Raw genomic sequence first — 15893 nt, forward strand, 5'->3', positions numbered from 1 at the left:
TTTCTATGATAAGCGCAGCTGCGCTAATATATCATTTAATAAATGCGGTTGAAAATCAGTCGTATTCTCAACAATTTCTTCCAATACTTTATTCCCTAAAGTCAGTTGTTTAGCGAGCGCTTCTTTTGCTCCCTCAACTCCTAAAATGCCTGGATAAGTGCTTTTATTCAGAGCCTCATCTCTTCCCACATTTTTGCCTAGTTCTGCTTGCGAGCTAGTTACATCCAGTAAATCATCACGAATCTGAAAAGCAAGACCTAAATGATAAGCATAATTCCCTAACAAAGTGATTACTTCTGAAGGTTGATTAGCTAAAATCCCTCCTGCTAACAATGCAAACTCAATTAAAGCACCTGTTTTTTGTTCATGAACACTTGCTAATTCCTCTAAAGAAAGTTTCTTTTCTTCGCCTTGTAAATCTCCTGCTTGTCCGGAAACCATTCCTTCTGTTCCAGAAGCTTTACTTAGCAACTGCATTAAAAGAATTTTTTCGTTTGAATCGATTCTACTTAGTGCAACTTGTTGAAAAGCAGCTGTCAAAAGACCGTCTCCCGCTAAGATAGCGTGTGCTTCACCATAAACTTTATGATTTGTTGGCTTGCCTCGACGTAAATCATCATCGTCCATTGCAGGTAAATCATCGTGAATCAAAGAATACGTATGGATCATCTCTAAAGCTGAAGCAATCTGGTAACAGCCAATTTCAAGAGCCTTATTAAACGAGACTACTGTCGCCAATACTAACACTGGTCGCAGACGCTTGCCGCCCGCTTGGATTGAGTAGAGCATCGATTCTTTTAACCGTTGATTTGTTGTATGTTTTTTTATAAACTCTTCCATCTCTTTTTCAATAAGAGGAAGTTGTTGCTTGCGAAAGTGAGTTAACTCTTTCATCAAGCCTCCTCGCTTTCTTCAAACGGAACTTCTTCATTGTTTTCGGTCATCATTTTCGTTAAAGTCTTTTCAGCTTTTTCTAATGTGTCTTGGCACTGTTTGCTTAAAGCTACGCCTTCTTGAAAAGCGACTAAAGCTTCTTCTAAAGGAACATCGCCACGTTCTAAACGCTGAACGATTCCTTCTAACTCGTTTAACGATTCCTCAAAGGTTTTCTCCACTTCTTTTGCTTTTGCCATGATTACTATTCCTCTCTATTTAACCATCAATTGCTGATTGTTTTACTTTTGTTATTTCATTTACTGTTGCCTTTACAAATCCGTCTGCATAATGGACTTGAATCAATTCATCCGGTTGCAGTTCTTCCACCGATTTTACAATTTGCTCTTCTTTCGTCGTGTAACTATATCCACGTCCCATAATTTTTAAAGGACTTAATAAATCTAATTGTTGCACAACTGACGTGAATTGTTTCTCTTTATCCTTCATATATCGATTCATATTATCTTTCATACTCTTATCTATAAACAGCCATTGTTGTTGGGCTTCTCTTAACTTCCCGACAGGAGATTGTTGTTGAAATTGAGCGATAATCTGCTGCGCGAGCCTTTGCTTTTGATGAAAAATATTTTCTGTTGACTGAATCAATCGCTGAGTCACCCGATCCAATTTAATCGATTGTCCTTCATATAAGCGGTTTGGCTGATTAAATACATAGGAATCTTTTAATCGTTTAAAGCGCTCATTTTTTTGTTGAAGTAAATTTAAAAAGCTTTGTTCTAAACGACTCTGGCGATCTTTTATCTTTAAAAGCTCTTCATTTAAAACAGGAACAGCTAATTCAGCAGCTGCAGTTGGCGTTGCTGCTCGCACGTCTGCAACCATATCAGCAATCGTTACATCTGTTTCATGACCTACTGAAGAAATAATTGGTGTTTTTGCATGATAGATGACCCTGGCAACACTTTCTTCATTAAACGGCCAAAGATCTTCAATCGATCCGCCACCTCTTCCAATAATCATTGTATCAAAATTACCAAGTTCTTCAACTTTATCAATATTTTTTACAATATCTGCTGCAGCTTTATCTCCTTGAACGAGAGTTGGAAATAAGACAAGTTGGGCAATAGGATATCGTCTTTTTACAGTTGTAATAATGTCTCGAATGACAGCGCCGCTTGGACTAGTGATAACGGCAATTCTTTTTGGATAACGAGGCAAGATTTTTTTAGGTCCTTCAAAAAGACCTTCTTTACCTAACTTCTCTCTTAACTCTGCTAAAGCTTGGTATAATGCACCGACACCGTCTGGTTCCATGTGCTCTACATAAATTTGATAAGATCCCCCATTCTCATAAAGAGAGACTCTTCCTACTAAAAGAACTTTCATTCCTTCTTTTGGTTGGAATTTAAGCTTTTGGAAAGCAGACTTAAACATAATCGCAGAAATTTTTGCCCCCTCATCTTTTAGGCTAAAATATTGGTGGGCATTTGCTCGCAAACGAAAATTAGAAATTTCGCCAGTCAAATAGACTCTTTCCAAGTATGGATCTACATCAAATTTACGTTTTAAGTATCTTGTTAAAGCCGTTACTGTTAAATACTGCTCTGCCATTTTTTCACCTTACTTTTGTTTTTTTGCCGCTTGGACGGTTTGATACATTAACATAGTAATCGTCATCGGACCGACACCTTTAGGAACAGGGGTAATGTAGCTTGCCAGTTCAGACACTTCGTCAAATTTCACATCTCCAATTAATTTCCCGTTTTCATCATGATTCATTCCCACATCAATCACTACTGCACCTGGCTTAACAAATTCTTTTGTAACAAAGTGACCACGACCAATTGCTACAACCAAAATATCCGCTTCTTTTGCTACTGCTTCTAAATTCTTTGTTTTCGAATGAGCAATTGTGACCGTCGCATTTTCCATTAATAATAACTGAGACATAGGTTTCCCGACAATGTTACTTCTTCCAATAACGACAGCATTTTTCCCCTCTAAATCGACATCATACGCTTCAAACATTTTCATTATCCCATAAGGCGTACAAGGAATCATCGTTGGTTCATTAATAAATAAACGCCCTAGGTTCATTGGATGAAAACCATCCACATCTTTTTCAGGATCAATTGCTAAAAGAATTTTCTCTTCATCTATATGTTTCGGTAAAGGTAACTGAACAAGAATACCGTGGAATTGGTCGTCTTTATTGTATTTTCCAATTAGCGTTAACAATTCAGCTTCATTGATTGTTTCAGCTACATGCTCTATTTTTGAATGAATACCTATTTTTCCCGCAGCGATATTTTTATTTTTCACATATGTTTTGCTTGCCGGATTATCTCCTACAAGAATTACAACCAAACCTGGTTTAATTCCTGATTTTGCTAATTCATTCACTTCTACCTTTAATTCAGACTGCATTTTATCTGCCAGTTCGCGACCATTAATCAATTCTCCCATGTGCTACTCCTTATAATCTATAATTATTTACTCATTGCTTTTTCAATGCTTTTATTCTAGCACATATTCTTAGCTCTTAAAACCGTATATAGTTATAAAACAATAAATATCAAAACTTGCTACTTTTATGTAAAAAAAACTGGAGAATACTCTCCAGTTTCATTGAAATACTTATTTAGTATATTCTTCTACTAATGCCACAACTTCTTCCATTGTATCACACTCATTTAAAGCACGATCTGCAAGTTCAGTCATTTTTTTAGTATCTAGATTTTTCATTAAGCTACGTGTTTTAAGAATAGATGTTGCACTCATTGAGAACTCATCTAAGCCCATTCCTACTAATAATGGAACAGCTGTTTGATCTCCAGCCATTTCTCCACACATTCCAGCCCATTTACCTTCAGCGTGAGCTGCATCAATAACGTTTTTAATCAAACGTAGGATTGATGGGTTATAAGGTTGGTAAAGGTAAGAAACACGTTCGTTCATACGGTCAGCGGCCATTGTGTATTGAATCAAATCATTTGTTCCAACACTGAAGAAATCAACTTCTTTAGCAAATTTATCAGCAATAACTGCCGCAGCAGGTATTTCAATCATGATTCCGACTTGAATTGAGTCAGAAACTTTTATACCTTCACTTACTAATTTTTGTTTCTCTTCATCAAAGACTTTTTTCGCTGCTCTAAATTCTTTTAGAGTCGCAACCATTGGGAACATAATACGTAAATTCCCATGAACAGATGCACGTAACAAGGCACGCATTTGCGTACGGAACATGTCATCTCCTTGTTCAGACAAACTAATACGTAAAGCACGGTAACCTAAGAATGGGTTCATTTCATGAGGTAGTTGAAGATATGGCAATTCTTTATCTCCACCTATATCCATCGTACGAACAACTACAGGTTTTCCGTCCATTCCTTCAAGAACTGCTTTATAAGCTACATATTGATCATCTTCTGTTGGAAAATCTGGAGAATCCATATATAAGAACTCTGTCCGATATAATCCAACTGCTTCACCACCATTATTGTGCACACCTTCTAAATCTTTAGGCGTTCCAATATTAGCAGCTAATTCAAAATGCTTGCCATCGGCTGTTTCTGTTTTAGCATTTTTTAATTTTTCCCACTCTGCTTTTAGATCAGCATACGCTTTTCCTTTAGCTTCAAAATCAGCTTTTTCAGCATCAGTTGGGTGTAAAATAACATCTCCATCAATACCATTAACTGCTAAAATGTCGCCAGCTTTTACTTTAGAAGTAATTTCCATTGTTCCTACAATTGCAGGAATTTCTAAAGAGCGAGCCATAATCGCAGAATGAGAAGTGCGTCCACCAATATCCGTAACAAAAGCTTTAACAAAGTTACGGTCTAACTGAGCCGTATCACTTGGTGTTAAATCATGGGCAACCACGATTACTTCTTCGTTAATCATAGATGGATTTGGAAGTGTTACACCTAATAGATGTGACAATACACGCTTAGCAACGTCACGAATATCTGCAGCACGTTCTTGCATGTATGCATTGTCGTCCATTGCTTCAAACATTCCAACGTACATATCCGTTACTTCTTTAAGCGCTGACTCAGCGTTTACTTTGTTATCTTCAATATTTTGTTTAATTTGGCCAATCATTTCTGGATCAGCTAATACCATTAAATGTGCATCAAATACTTGTGCTTCTGATTCACCAAGGCTTTGTGCTGCTTTTTCCCGAATTGCTTGCAACTCTCCAGTAGATTTCGCTAAAGCACTATCTAAACGACTCGCTTCAGCTTGAGTATCTTCTACTGTAATTTTGTTGAAAGATAAGTCCGGTTGAACTAGCAGGTAAGCTTTAGCAATAGCAACACCATCACTTGCGGCAATCCCTTTTAGCATTTCAGACATTATTCAGACAATCCTTCTTTTTTCATTGTATCAACAATTGCAGCAATTGCATCTGCTTCGTCAGCACCTTCAACAGTAATTGTTACGTCAGAACCTTGACCAACACCAAGAGACATAACGCCCATGATTGATTTAAGGTTTACAGATTTGCCTTTGTACTCTAAATTAATATCAGAGTTAAATTTGCTTGCAGTTTGTACTAATAATGTAGCTGGACGTGCGTGAATTCCTGTTTCTGCTACAATGTGAAAGTCTTTCTTTTCCATATAAATCGGTCTCCTTCATAAGTGAAATAATTTTTATGTTAGGGTTTTCCTTTTCATGTATTATTGATAAAAAACAGCAATCACAAAAAGACCCTTTCAGTTTTTAAGGTTACCATTTTTTTCGCTGATATACAACACTTTTCCACTATTTTATGTCTGATTGTCTTCTATTATTCCTCTGTTTTGACATATCTGTAAACAATCCGCCCATTCAAGCCGGCTTCTCCTACAATATCCATTCGATCTGGCAGGTCTTTCCAAACCTCTCTAAAGGCTGGAAAATCTTTTGCTTCTACAATTATTTCTTTTATTTTACCTTCCTTTAATTCTCTTAATTTCTCTGTATAAGGATTTTCAATCATCTTTATCACTACTTTCAATTCAATTTTCCTAGGTATGATGTTATTGTAGTTTAAATTAATTTATTTGTCTTCCTAAAATATTTTATTTTTTCTAAAGTCAAAAGCTCAATTACTTGATTCTACCTCAAAAAATGCTATAATATTTCAAAAGGTCAATATTGGTCAATAATTATTTCGACCTTTTATTATGATTGCTGTATAAACTGAAGACAGGGAAATTTACACTTAGTAAAAATGCCTATTTTAACCTTCCCTCTCTTTTATAATTGAAAGGATGTGCTCAGCATATGATTTGTCAAAACTGTAAACAAAATGAAGCGACAATCCACCTTTATGCAAATGTTAATGGACACAGAAAACAGCTAGACTATTGTCAAAGCTGTTACCAAAAATTAAAATCTCAAGCAAATTACTCTCAGCAAAATATGGCTCAGGACCCATTTGGCTTTGGAAGTTTAGATGATTTATACCGTTCACTCTCTCGTCAAATGCAACAACAAAATCCACAAGAACAAATTCCACCAACTCAATATGGGAATGGAATCAATGGAGGACAACCACCGAGAGGAAATGCTCCTCAAAACGGGGGATTACTTGGGGAATATGGGATAAACATTACTCAAGCAGCCCGCAACGGAGATATTGACCCAGTAGTTGGACGCGACGAAGAGATTAAACGTGTCATCGAAATTTTAAATCGTCGAACAAAAAATAACCCTGTCCTTATCGGAGAACCTGGTGTAGGTAAAACAGCGGTGGTAGAAGGCTTAGCACAAAAAATCGTTGACGGAGATGTACCACAAAAATTACTTGAAAAAGAAGTCATCCGTTTAGATGTGGTTTCTTTAGTTCAAGGAACAGGTATCCGCGGTCAATTTGAGGAACGGATTCAAAAGCTAATTGAAGAAATTAAACAAGCTGACAATGTGATCTTATTCATTGATGAGGTGCATGAAATCGTCGGTGCTGGCGCTACTGGCGATGGCAGTATGGATGCTGGAAATATTCTGAAACCAGCCTTAGCTCGCGGTGAATTACAAATGGTTGGTGCAACAACCTTAAATGAATATCGAATTATTGAGAAAGATGCTGCTTTAGAACGAAGAATGCAGCCTGTTCGAGTAGATGAACCTTCCGTAGACGAAACTGTCGCTATTTTACAAGGATTACAAAAACGATACGAAGACTACCATCATGTGAAATATACCGATGAAGCAATTAAAGCAGCAGCTTCTCTTTCTAATCGCTATATCCAAGATCGCTTTTTACCAGATAAAGCAATTGACTTATTGGATGAATCTGGTTCAAAAATGAACTTAACCATCCAAATTGTTGATCCAAAAACAATAGAAAAAAAATTGGCGGATGCAGAACAACAAAAACAACAAGCTTCTGCTGAAGAAGATTTTGAAAAAGCTGCCTATTATCGTGATCAAATCAACAAACTTCAAGCAATGAAGGAAAAACAAATCAGTGATGAAGAAACGCCAGTTATTACCGAAAAAGATATTGAAAAAATTGTTGAGCAAAAAACAGGGATTCCTGTCGGCGATTTAAAAGAAAAAGAACAGACACAACTTAAAAATCTGTCTGCTGATTTAAGAGCTCATGTTATTGGACAAGATGATGCTGTCGATAAAGTTTCAAAAGCAATTCGTAGAAATCGTGTTGGTTTAGGCAAAAAAAATCGGCCAATTGGCTCTTTCCTATTTGTCGGTCCAACTGGTGTTGGAAAAACAGAACTTGCTAAACAACTAGCTTATGAATTATTCGGTTCAGAAGATTCTATGATTCGTTTTGATATGAGTGAATATATGGAAAAACACAGTGTTTCAAAACTAATCGGCTCTCCTCCAGGATATGTTGGTTATGATGAAGCAGGTCAATTGACAGAAAAAGTTCGCCGTAATCCCTACAGCTTAATCTTACTAGACGAAATCGAAAAGGCCCATCCGGATGTTCTCCATATGTTCTTACAAATACTTGATGATGGCCGTTTAACCGACGCACAAGGTCGAACAGTTAGTTTCAAAGATACCATCATTATTATGACAAGTAATGCTGGAACTGGAAACATAGAAGCAAATGTCGGCTTTGGTGCTGCTCGTCAAGGAATAACGAAATCTGTCTTAGGGCAGCTAAACAATTTCTTTACACCAGAATTCTTAAATCGCTTTGACGGAATTATCGAGTTCAAAACTCTAAGCAAAGAAAACTTGATGTCAATTGTTACTTTAATGTTAAATGAGGTTAATACCTTACTAGCTAGTCAAAAATTACACATTGATGTATCGGAAGAAGCTAAAGAAAAATTAGTCGATTTAGGTTTCGATCCAGCCATGGGTGCAAGACCTTTACGTCGAACAATTCAAGAACAAATTGAAGATGGAATTGCTGAATTTTATTTAGATCACCCTGAAGAACATCAACTAGTGGCTGAATTAAATGAAGAAGGAAAAATTATTGTGACAGGAAAAGAAAAAGAAGAACTTCTTACTCAAGAAACAGACAAAGAATAAATTTTTATGAAATCATGAAAGAGAGATCCGCTACTCTCTTTTGTGATTTTTTTATTTCGAAGACAAAGTCCTTTATATTTATCAAAAAAAATTTTATAATAGTATAGTATACCTAATGTTATCTATTAGAATAATTTTTTTATTCATTACTATAATTACTTAAACGTCTAATTAAAAAAATAAAGATTGGAGGGAGAACAATGAAATTAGTTAATGTAACAAATAGTTATAAACAGCTAGTGAATAAACAGCTTGAAAACACCGATGCCTACCTAGTCAAAGTCTTTTCCGCTGGCAATACAACCGTCATTTATACAGAAGCTATTCAACATATTGAAATTCTTATTATCAACAAAAAAAGAGCCCTACGCAAAACAGAAGTTAATGAAATTTTAGCCTATCTATTAAAGAGTACGCCAAAAGAAAAATATGATAAAGAACAAATCTCAATTATTGAATTGAAAGATGTCACTGAAATCTCGATTCCAATCATTACTGATCTGGTTCAAAATTAAATAGAAGATAAAAATACAGAAAGAAAACTGAGTCGCCCCCAAAAGTCAGACTTTTTCGGGTCACTACAAATCTCTATCTTGTATTTTTATCTTCTTTTATTTATTACATTAGACTCTTCAATTCTACATCTGGATACTTATCGGCAAACCAACGCATCGCAAATTGGTTTTCAAATAAAAATAGTGGTTGATCGAAACGATCTTTCGCTAGAATATTCCGACTAGAACTCATGCGTTCATCTAAATCTTCTGGTTTAATCCAACGAGCAATTTTTGAACCCATTGGTGTCATAACAACTTCTGCATTGTATTCATTTAGCATCCGATATTGGAACACTTCAAATTGAAGCTGACCTACTGCTCCAATAATATATTCATCTGTCAAATACGTTTTATAGAGCTGAATCGCTCCCTCTTGAACTAATTGATAAATCCCCTTATGAAAAGACTTTTGCTTCATGACATTTTTGGCCGCTACTTTCATAAACAACTCTGGCGTGAAAGAAGGTAACTCTTCATATTGAACTTTTAGCTTCCCTTCGTAAAGGGTGTCACCAATTTGGTAGTTTCCAGTATCATAAATACCTATAATATCTCCTGCAACTGCTTCTTCTACATTTTCTCTTGTATCAGCCATAAATTGTGTCACATTACTTAACTTAATCTTTTTGCCTGTTCGACCTAACGTTACATCCATGCCACGTTCAAACGTTCCTGAACAAATACGCACAAAAGCAATTCTATCCCTATGAGCTGGATTCATATTCGCTTGAATTTTAAAAACAAAGCCAGAAAATTCTTCTTCATAAGGACTTACTTCCTCCTCGGCTTCAGTTTCATGTGCATAAGGTGCTGGTGCAAACTGAAGGAATGTTTCTAAAAATGTCTGTACACCAAAATTAGTCAATGCTGAGCCAAAAAAGACAGGGGTTTGATTGCCGCAAGCAATTTTTGCAGTATCAAATACATCACCAGCTTCAACTAGCAGTTCCACTTCTTCCAACACTTGCTTATATAAACTGTCTGAATGTAGAGGTAAATCACTTGGAATATCACCATCAACTAAAGGAATAAAACGTTCGCCATTATTGGTTTCTGGACGATATACTTCTACACGATTATTATAAATATCATAGAGTCCTTCCAGTCCTTTTCCCATACCTATTGGCCAGTTCATCGGATAAGATTCAATGTCTAATAACTCTTCCAATTCTTCCAGTAACTCCAAAGGCTCACGACCATCACGATCTAATTTATTAATGAAAGTAAAAATGGGAATACCGCGTCTTTTAACAACTTGAAATAATTTCTTCGTTTGTGCCTCAATCCCTTTAGCACTATCAATCACCATTACTGCACTATCGACTGCCATTAACGTTCGATAGGTATCTTCAGAGAAGTCCTCATGCCCTGGTGTATCTAAAATATTTACTCGTTTCCCTTCATAATCAAATTGCATGACTGAACTCGTTACCGAAATTCCACGTTGTTTCTCAATTTCCATCCAGTCAGACTTAGCAAAGTTCCCTGTTTTTTTCCCCTTAACGGTTCCTGCTTGACGAATCGCGCCTCCAAATAAGAGCAACTGCTCTGTAATGGTAGTTTTTCCGGCATCTGGATGGGAAATAATGGCAAAGGTACGACGACTATCAACTTGTTCTTTTAATTTTGGATTATTCATTGTTTACTCCATTCTATTTCTTATCTAAAAAAATTCTATCTATTCGCTATAATATATTGGATTTTTCTTTTTTAACTAGTGTAGTATATCACGGATTTACCTTACTTTTCAAAGTCTTTGTCAATTTTTGTAAAATTTATCAAAAAATTGAATCTACTCGCTTTTAAGCGGCTACATGCGCCAAAAATGTATTTTGTAAACAAGAAAATCTTAAAAATGATTGATTGACACTAATTGACTGGCATTTTTTTTTAAATATGCTATAACATTATAAGCGGGAGTATCTTTTAAAAAGTAACCGAATAAAAGCGCTGTTTTTTTTTAGGATACCACATAAAATAAGCAATCGACGTTCAATGATAACTTTTTTATTGCATTTATTTATTGTTAGAAAGGTGCATCACATGTTAGATTTATTTATCCCGAATATGTTATTGATTGAATTTTCTCAAGTGAGCTCTAAACTAAAAAACTTAAATAACATTTATTTTACTCTTTACCGAAAGGAGGTTTTAATATGTTTGAAGATATGATGCTTGAAGATATTTCTAAAAGAAAACTGACTTTATTCAAGCTGATAATAAAATTTTCCGAACAAACCTATAGCATTAATTTTTTTGCAAACTATTTAGATTATTCCTACAGTCGAATTGTCTATTTATTGGAACAAATTCAGCAAGATCTTTCCAAAATTACTAACAAACCTGTTGTATTGCTTGATTCAAATGGCGTTCATCCTAATAAATTTGTTAGCTACGATTCCTATTACCAGTATTTAATTACTCAAAGTATTCCTTATCAGTTATTAGTTTCTATTTTATATTCCCCAAAAAATGACTTAGAAGCTTTTTGCAAAATTAACTTTTTGAGTCGAGCATCAGTTATTAGAAAATCCAAGTTATTAGTTGACTATTTCAAGCAATTTGACATTCGTCTAAACTTGTCTCAATTAAAACTTTCGGGAGATGAACGAAATATCCGATTAATTCTTTATTGTCTAATTTGGCTTTCCTCTCAAGGGATGAACCTCCCTTCATCAGATAATGCTACTATTAATTATAGAGATGTCAGTGCTGCTGTCAGCCCCTTTTTCCCAGATAGTTATAGTTATTCCGCGTCTAAACAAATCAAGCTTATTCTAGATGTTGTCTACTTAAGAATTAAGTCAGGTTATTCATTGAAAGAAAAAACGACTCTTCCTCCTTATATTCCATCTGATATAGATTATGCTGAAAATTTTTGGTCTAAAACTATTACAGATAAAGACATTTTAGAAGCTGAAGCACAATTTTCTGCTTTTCTTTTGACTATTACGCCAAATTATTTCAGAGGTAATGACTATCGCCTTACTTTCTTAATGAACTATTTAAAACAAGAACACAATTTAGCGACGGAAATTATGCAAAATTTTTGCAATTTTTTTGCTACTCAGTTAATGACGGACGAATTTAAATGGGATGACCAGCCAATCCTTTTTGGAAATGTTGCCAATATTCTATTTTCAACAGCTATTCTCAAAAAGCCCTTTCCGACTCTTTTTCATTTAATAAAAAGACAATCTATCAAAGAAAATGAATGTTATCAACAGTTATTTTTTTCATTCTCAAATTTTTTCAAGAAAATGGCTAGACAACAAAAATTTAGTTGGTTAAAATTCATGATTGATGATCTAACTGAATCATTGGCTTATCTCTTATTACCTATTTTTGAGCATGCTTTGAAAGATAATATCGTTCGAGTTGCTATTGTTGCCGAATCAGATTTTTTACTTACTAGACAATTAACTGATTTCTTAGACGAACTTACTTTCACACGATTAATCGCTTATAAAGAAGACGATCCTTTTTCTTTTGATTTCATTATTGGAACATCGCCCTATTTAATACCAGAAAATTGTAATACCCCATCTTTTATTTTCCGTTTCACTTCTGGTACAGACCAATATATTGATCTGTTCAAAGCACTAAAAAAGGCTCAAACACATAAGAAAATAGCAGAATCTTAATTAAAAGGATCAACAGAATTTTCTCTTCTGCTGATCCTTTGATTGTTACGCTTCGTCTTTTTCTTTTAATACGTTTGCTAAAACTCCGTTGACAAATTTTCTTGAATGATCGTCGCTATATTTTTTGGTTAATTCCAACGCTTCATCTAAGGCAACAGTATCCGGAACATCTCCGATATAATACATTTCGAAAATAGCCATTCTTAAAATGATTAAATCCATTTTAGCAATCCGGTTGATCGTCCAATTCTTTCCAAGATGCCCTTTTATTTTTTCATCTAATTCCACTTTTCGATCGCAAACACCGCCTACAAGAAGATCTAAATAGACAGGTACAAACTCCTCGCCATCTTCACTAATAAATTCTCGCTCATCCAATTCTAAAGCATGGCTAATCGCATCTTTTTTAGTTAAATCTTGATTAAAATCTAAAGGAAATAGAGCTTGTAATGCTTTTTCCCGAATTTCATGGCGACTTAAATTCACTTTACTCATTCTCTTCTCCATTTTCTGGGAATAATTCATCAAAATCTGGTTTTGGTAATTTTTCTGGCACTACAGCTACTACGTGAATATTCACTTCTACCAAATCAATATCTGTCATAAATAGGACCTGTTGTTTTACTCGATCTTGTATTTCTAGCGCTACTTTAGGAACAGATATCCCATAGTTTAGGTAGCAATAAATGTCCACTTTCAAGCCTTCTTCTTCAGCTCGTAAATAAATGCCTTTACCGTGAGAAGCACGACCTAAAAGTTCAGTCACGTTATTAGCAAATGTTCCACGCATGCCATAGACACCATCAACTTTTGATGCTGCAATGCCAATAATAACTTCTATTACTTCAGGTGCAATAACGATTTCTCCTAAAGCATCTTTCGTGTTAATCACTAAGTTTTTTTCATCGTTCATTTCTATATCCTCCTATTGGTTACGCATGAATGATATGCGAGCCGCTTTGTGTGTCCAGACCAACAATTACTTAATCAACAAAATAAGCGATTCGTTAATGTTATTGTTAGGTTGCACTACAGTCGTTTGGGCTAAATAGCTTATGATTTTTAACTCGTTCTTAGTTTATCATTAAATGGACTGTTTCGCTACAAGAAAAGGCGCACGAACTTATCGATTCCTTTACACTCTCATTAAATACTTATAAAACAATCAATTCTTTAGGAGAGTGAGTCAAAATACGATTTCCTTTTTCGGTAATCAACAAGTCATCTTCGATTCTTACACCACCTAAACCTGGTAAATAAATTCCTGGTTCATCCGTGATGACATTACCTGCAACAAATTGTTTGTCTGATTTAAATGACACGTTAGGTCCTTCATGGATTTCTAAACCAATTCCATGTCCTGTACTATGACCAAAGGCTTCTCCGTATCCAAATGAAGCAATATAATCACGAGCGATAGCATCTAATTGAATCCCTGTCAATCCAGGTCTTGCTTCATCTAACACCTTCAGTTGGGCATCCAAAACAATCTGATGAATTTCTTTTAACTTACTATCAGGTTCTCCAAGTGCAAAAGTTCGAGTCATATCAGAGACATAGCCTTGATAATAACAGCCAAAATCTAACGTAATCAGGTCTCCTTTTTCAATAATCTTCTCACTTGCTACACCATGAGGCATTGCAGAACGAGCACCACTGGCAACGATCGTTTCAAAAGAAACACCTGTAGCGCCTAATGAACGCATGTAAAAATCTAATTGATTGGCTACTTCAATTTCACTCATTCCTGGCTTAATGACTGTTAAAATATGCTTAAACCCAGCGTCAGCAATCTGACAAGCTTTTTCAATAATCGCGACTTCTTCTTCATCTTTCACTTCACGAAGCTCTTCAATCATTCCAGCTACTGGTACAAGTTCACAAGGAGATATTTCTTCTAGCGCACTGTACTCCGCAAAACTTACATGCATCTCTTCAAAAGCAATATTCTCTAGTTGCTCTTTTTCAAGAATTGAAACCACTTCTTCAAAAATTGGACCCGTATTTTTGATAATTTCAAACCCTTTTGCTTGTATCGCAGCTTGTTCCGTATAACGAAAATCAGTTACGAAAAAAGCCTTTCTCATAGTAATAATAGCCAACCCAGTCGTTCCTGTAAAATTAGTTAAATAACGAAGATTGTAAGGGCTTGTTACTAAAAAACTCGAAAGATCATTTTTTTTCATCATTTCACGTAATTTATTGACTCTGTTCATCATACTTCATATCCTTCTTTCTACCATTTCTTCTTTACCATTATAGCAAAGATCGTTTTCAGACACATCCTAAATGAATTAATCCTATAAATTATTCTAAAGGTTTCCTTTTTAAGGCTCCTCTTAACTCTTTTTTTATTATTTTAAGTTAGAATTAGTCATGAAAGAGAGGTTCATGAATGAAAAAAAGAATTATTCTACTCACGCTATTATTGCTATTACTAAGCATCCCTATTTACGCTTTTTTTATAGAACCAAAAAGAATTGTCATTCATACTCACAAACTTGGCGAAGAAAACGGGCAGCAACCACTTAAAATCGTTCAGCTTTCAGATATTCATATCCAAGAAAATTACTCTATCGAACAGCTAGAGAAAATTGTTACCAAAACAAATGCTCTAAAACCAGATATTGTTACTTTTACTGGAGATCTATTTGATAATTATGCTGAATACGGACCAACAGAACAAGTAGCTCAAACTCTCAATAAATTATCTGCTCCCTTAGGAAAGTTCGCTATTTTTGGTAATCATGATTATGGCGGTGGTGCCGTTCGCATCTATCCTGATATTCTAGCTGCTGCTGGTTTTCAATTATTACAAAATAGCGGAACAACTGTCTCTTTGCAAAATGGTCAGTCCATCTATATCGGTGGATTAGATGATGCTTTGCTTGGTTCTCCTTCCATTCCAGATGCTTTAGCAAATAAAAATAGCAATGACTATACTATTTTATTAAGTCATGAGCCTGATGCTGTAGATCTTTTTTCCACAGAAGATATTCAATTAATTCTATCGGGGCATAGTCATGGTGGGCAAGTAAAGATTCCTTTTTTTCCTATAAAAAATATAATGGCTGAAAAATATTTTGCTGGCTTTTACAAACTTTCAGAAAAGACTACTCTTTTTGTAAACACTGGGCTCGGGACAACCGCAATCCCAGTAAGATTAGGGGTCCCTCCTGAAATCACTTTGTTTAATGTCTATCTTTAGTCCATTCAATAAGATAAACTCTAATTTATACAATAAAAAGTAGACGGACAAAAAACTAACTTGTTTTTTTATCCG

Annotated in this window: 15 protein-coding genes; 4 read left to right on the forward strand and 11 right to left on the reverse strand. The window is 35.2% G+C overall.

Going from position 1 to position 15893, the window contains the following annotated elements:
- Positions 1-3: 3 nt before the first annotated feature.
- The 7 genes from BCR26_RS11800 to BCR26_RS11830 all read right to left on the reverse strand — a co-directional run bounded on the left by BCR26_RS11800 (position 4) and on the right by BCR26_RS11830 (position 5890).
- Positions 4-894: a polyprenyl synthetase family protein gene (locus BCR26_RS11800; protein ID WP_069699192.1), complete on the reverse strand. Its 891-nt coding sequence runs from the start codon at positions 892-894 to the stop codon at positions 4-6.
- Positions 894-1133: an exodeoxyribonuclease VII small subunit gene (locus tag BCR26_RS11805; protein ID WP_069699193.1), complete on the reverse strand. Its 240-nt coding sequence runs from the start codon at positions 1131-1133 to the stop codon at positions 894-896. The genes BCR26_RS11800 and BCR26_RS11805 overlap by 1 nt, the downstream gene beginning before the upstream one ends.
- Positions 1134-1152: 19 nt before the next feature.
- Complete coding sequence (xseA, locus tag BCR26_RS11810; RefSeq protein WP_069699194.1) at positions 1153-2508, reverse strand: exodeoxyribonuclease VII large subunit; 1356 nt, start codon at positions 2506-2508, stop codon at positions 1153-1155.
- 9 nt (positions 2509-2517) lie between these two features.
- Positions 2518-3363 carry a bifunctional methylenetetrahydrofolate dehydrogenase/methenyltetrahydrofolate cyclohydrolase gene (locus BCR26_RS11815; protein ID WP_069699195.1) on the reverse strand — a complete coding sequence of 282 codons (846 nt, stop codon included), beginning with the start codon at positions 3361-3363 and terminating at the stop codon, positions 2518-2520.
- A 171-nt stretch (positions 3364-3534) separates the two neighbouring features.
- Positions 3535-5262, reverse strand: coding sequence for a phosphoenolpyruvate--protein phosphotransferase (gene ptsP / locus BCR26_RS11820; RefSeq protein ID WP_069699196.1), 1728 nt, complete (start codon positions 5260-5262; stop codon positions 3535-3537).
- Positions 5262-5528 (reverse strand): phosphocarrier protein HPr, encoded by a 267-nt coding sequence (locus tag BCR26_RS11825; protein ID WP_069699197.1) that lies wholly within the window; start codon positions 5526-5528, stop codon positions 5262-5264. Before BCR26_RS11825 ends, ptsP begins: the two co-directional genes overlap by 1 nt.
- Before the next feature lie 170 nt (positions 5529-5698).
- Positions 5699-5890, reverse strand: a complete 192-nt coding sequence (locus BCR26_RS11830; RefSeq protein ID WP_069699253.1) for a hypothetical protein — start codon at positions 5888-5890, stop codon at positions 5699-5701.
- 287 nt (positions 5891-6177) lie between these two features.
- On the opposite strand from BCR26_RS11830, the gene BCR26_RS11835 reads away from it, so the two are divergent.
- The gene (locus tag BCR26_RS11835; protein ID WP_069699198.1) at positions 6178-8409 is read left to right on the forward strand and encodes an ATP-dependent Clp protease ATP-binding subunit; all 2232 of its coding nucleotides are present in this window, start codon (positions 6178-6180) and stop codon (positions 8407-8409) included.
- Between the two features lie 200 nt (positions 8410-8609).
- Entirely contained in the window at positions 8610-8924 is a 315-nt protein-coding gene (locus tag BCR26_RS11840; RefSeq protein WP_069699199.1) for a DUF1827 family protein, read from the forward strand.
- Between the two features lie 103 nt (positions 8925-9027).
- Here the strand turns inward: BCR26_RS11840 and BCR26_RS11845 are convergent, their stop codons facing one another.
- Positions 9028-10605 carry a peptide chain release factor 3 gene (locus BCR26_RS11845; RefSeq protein ID WP_069699200.1) on the reverse strand — a complete coding sequence of 526 codons (1578 nt, stop codon included), beginning with the start codon at positions 10603-10605 and terminating at the stop codon, positions 9028-9030.
- Between the two features lie 517 nt (positions 10606-11122).
- On the opposite strand from BCR26_RS11845, the gene BCR26_RS11850 reads away from it, so the two are divergent.
- Entirely contained in the window at positions 11123-12610 is a 1488-nt protein-coding gene (locus tag BCR26_RS11850; RefSeq protein ID WP_069699201.1) for a helix-turn-helix domain-containing protein, read from the forward strand.
- Positions 12611-12655: 45 nt separating this feature from the next.
- On the opposite strand, the gene nusB is transcribed toward BCR26_RS11850, so the two are convergent.
- From nusB to BCR26_RS11865, 3 genes are all read right to left on the reverse strand, one after another.
- The gene (nusB, locus tag BCR26_RS11855; RefSeq protein WP_069699202.1) at positions 12656-13105 is read right to left on the reverse strand and encodes a transcription antitermination factor NusB; all 450 of its coding nucleotides are present in this window, start codon (positions 13103-13105) and stop codon (positions 12656-12658) included.
- On the reverse strand, positions 13098-13523 hold the full coding sequence (locus BCR26_RS11860) for an Asp23/Gls24 family envelope stress response protein (protein ID WP_069699203.1): 426 nt from the start codon (positions 13521-13523) through the stop codon (positions 13098-13100). Before BCR26_RS11860 ends, nusB begins: the two co-directional genes overlap by 8 nt.
- A gap of 241 nt (positions 13524-13764) precedes the next feature.
- Positions 13765-14829: a M24 family metallopeptidase gene (locus BCR26_RS11865; RefSeq protein ID WP_069699204.1), complete on the reverse strand. Its 1065-nt coding sequence runs from the start codon at positions 14827-14829 to the stop codon at positions 13765-13767.
- A 176-nt stretch (positions 14830-15005) separates the two neighbouring features.
- On the opposite strand from BCR26_RS11865, the gene BCR26_RS11870 reads away from it, so the two are divergent.
- On the forward strand, positions 15006-15818 hold the full coding sequence (locus BCR26_RS11870) for a metallophosphoesterase (RefSeq protein WP_069699205.1): 813 nt from the start codon (positions 15006-15008) through the stop codon (positions 15816-15818).
- Positions 15819-15893: the final 75 nt, after the last annotated feature.

The sequence above is a fragment of the Enterococcus rivorum genome (genome assembly GCF_001742285.1).
Taxonomy (GTDB): Bacteria; Bacillota; Bacilli; order Lactobacillales; family Enterococcaceae; genus Enterococcus_L; species Enterococcus_L rivorum.

Bases quoted from the DNA above. Each gene is read 5' to 3' on its own strand.
- BCR26_RS11840 (WP_069699199.1), top strand. From the start codon at position 8,610: ATGAAATTAGTTAATGTAACAAATAGTTATAAACAGCTAGTGAATAAA.
- BCR26_RS11830 (WP_069699253.1), bottom strand. From the start codon at position 5,890: ATGATTGAAAATCCTTATACAGAGAAATTAAGAGAATTAAAGGAAGGT.
- xseA (WP_069699194.1), bottom strand. From the start codon at position 2,508: ATGGCAGAGCAGTATTTAACAGTAACGGCTTTAACAAGATACTTAAAA.
- BCR26_RS11800 (WP_069699192.1), bottom strand. From the start codon at position 894: ATGAAAGAGTTAACTCACTTTCGCAAGCAACAACTTCCTCTTATTGAA.
- BCR26_RS11825 (WP_069699197.1), bottom strand. From the start codon at position 5,528: ATGGAAAAGAAAGACTTTCACATTGTAGCAGAAACAGGAATTCACGCA.
- BCR26_RS11845 (WP_069699200.1), bottom strand. From the start codon at position 10,605: ATGAATAATCCAAAATTAAAAGAACAAGTTGATAGTCGTCGTACCTTT.
- BCR26_RS11805 (WP_069699193.1), bottom strand. From the start codon at position 1,133: ATGGCAAAAGCAAAAGAAGTGGAGAAAACCTTTGAGGAATCGTTAAAC.
- nusB (WP_069699202.1), bottom strand. From the start codon at position 13,105: ATGAGTAAAGTGAATTTAAGTCGCCATGAAATTCGGGAAAAAGCATTA.
- BCR26_RS11850 (WP_069699201.1), top strand. From the start codon at position 11,123: ATGTTTGAAGATATGATGCTTGAAGATATTTCTAAAAGAAAACTGACT.
- BCR26_RS11870 (WP_069699205.1), top strand. From the start codon at position 15,006: ATGAAAAAAAGAATTATTCTACTCACGCTATTATTGCTATTACTAAGC.
- BCR26_RS11860 (WP_069699203.1), bottom strand. From the start codon at position 13,523: ATGAACGATGAAAAAAACTTAGTGATTAACACGAAAGATGCTTTAGGA.
- BCR26_RS11835 (WP_069699198.1), top strand. From the start codon at position 6,178: ATGATTTGTCAAAACTGTAAACAAAATGAAGCGACAATCCACCTTTAT.
- BCR26_RS11865 (WP_069699204.1), bottom strand. From the start codon at position 14,829: ATGATGAACAGAGTCAATAAATTACGTGAAATGATGAAAAAAAATGAT.
- ptsP (WP_069699196.1), bottom strand. From the start codon at position 5,262: ATGTCTGAAATGCTAAAAGGGATTGCCGCAAGTGATGGTGTTGCTATT.
- BCR26_RS11815 (WP_069699195.1), bottom strand. From the start codon at position 3,363: ATGGGAGAATTGATTAATGGTCGCGAACTGGCAGATAAAATGCAGTCT.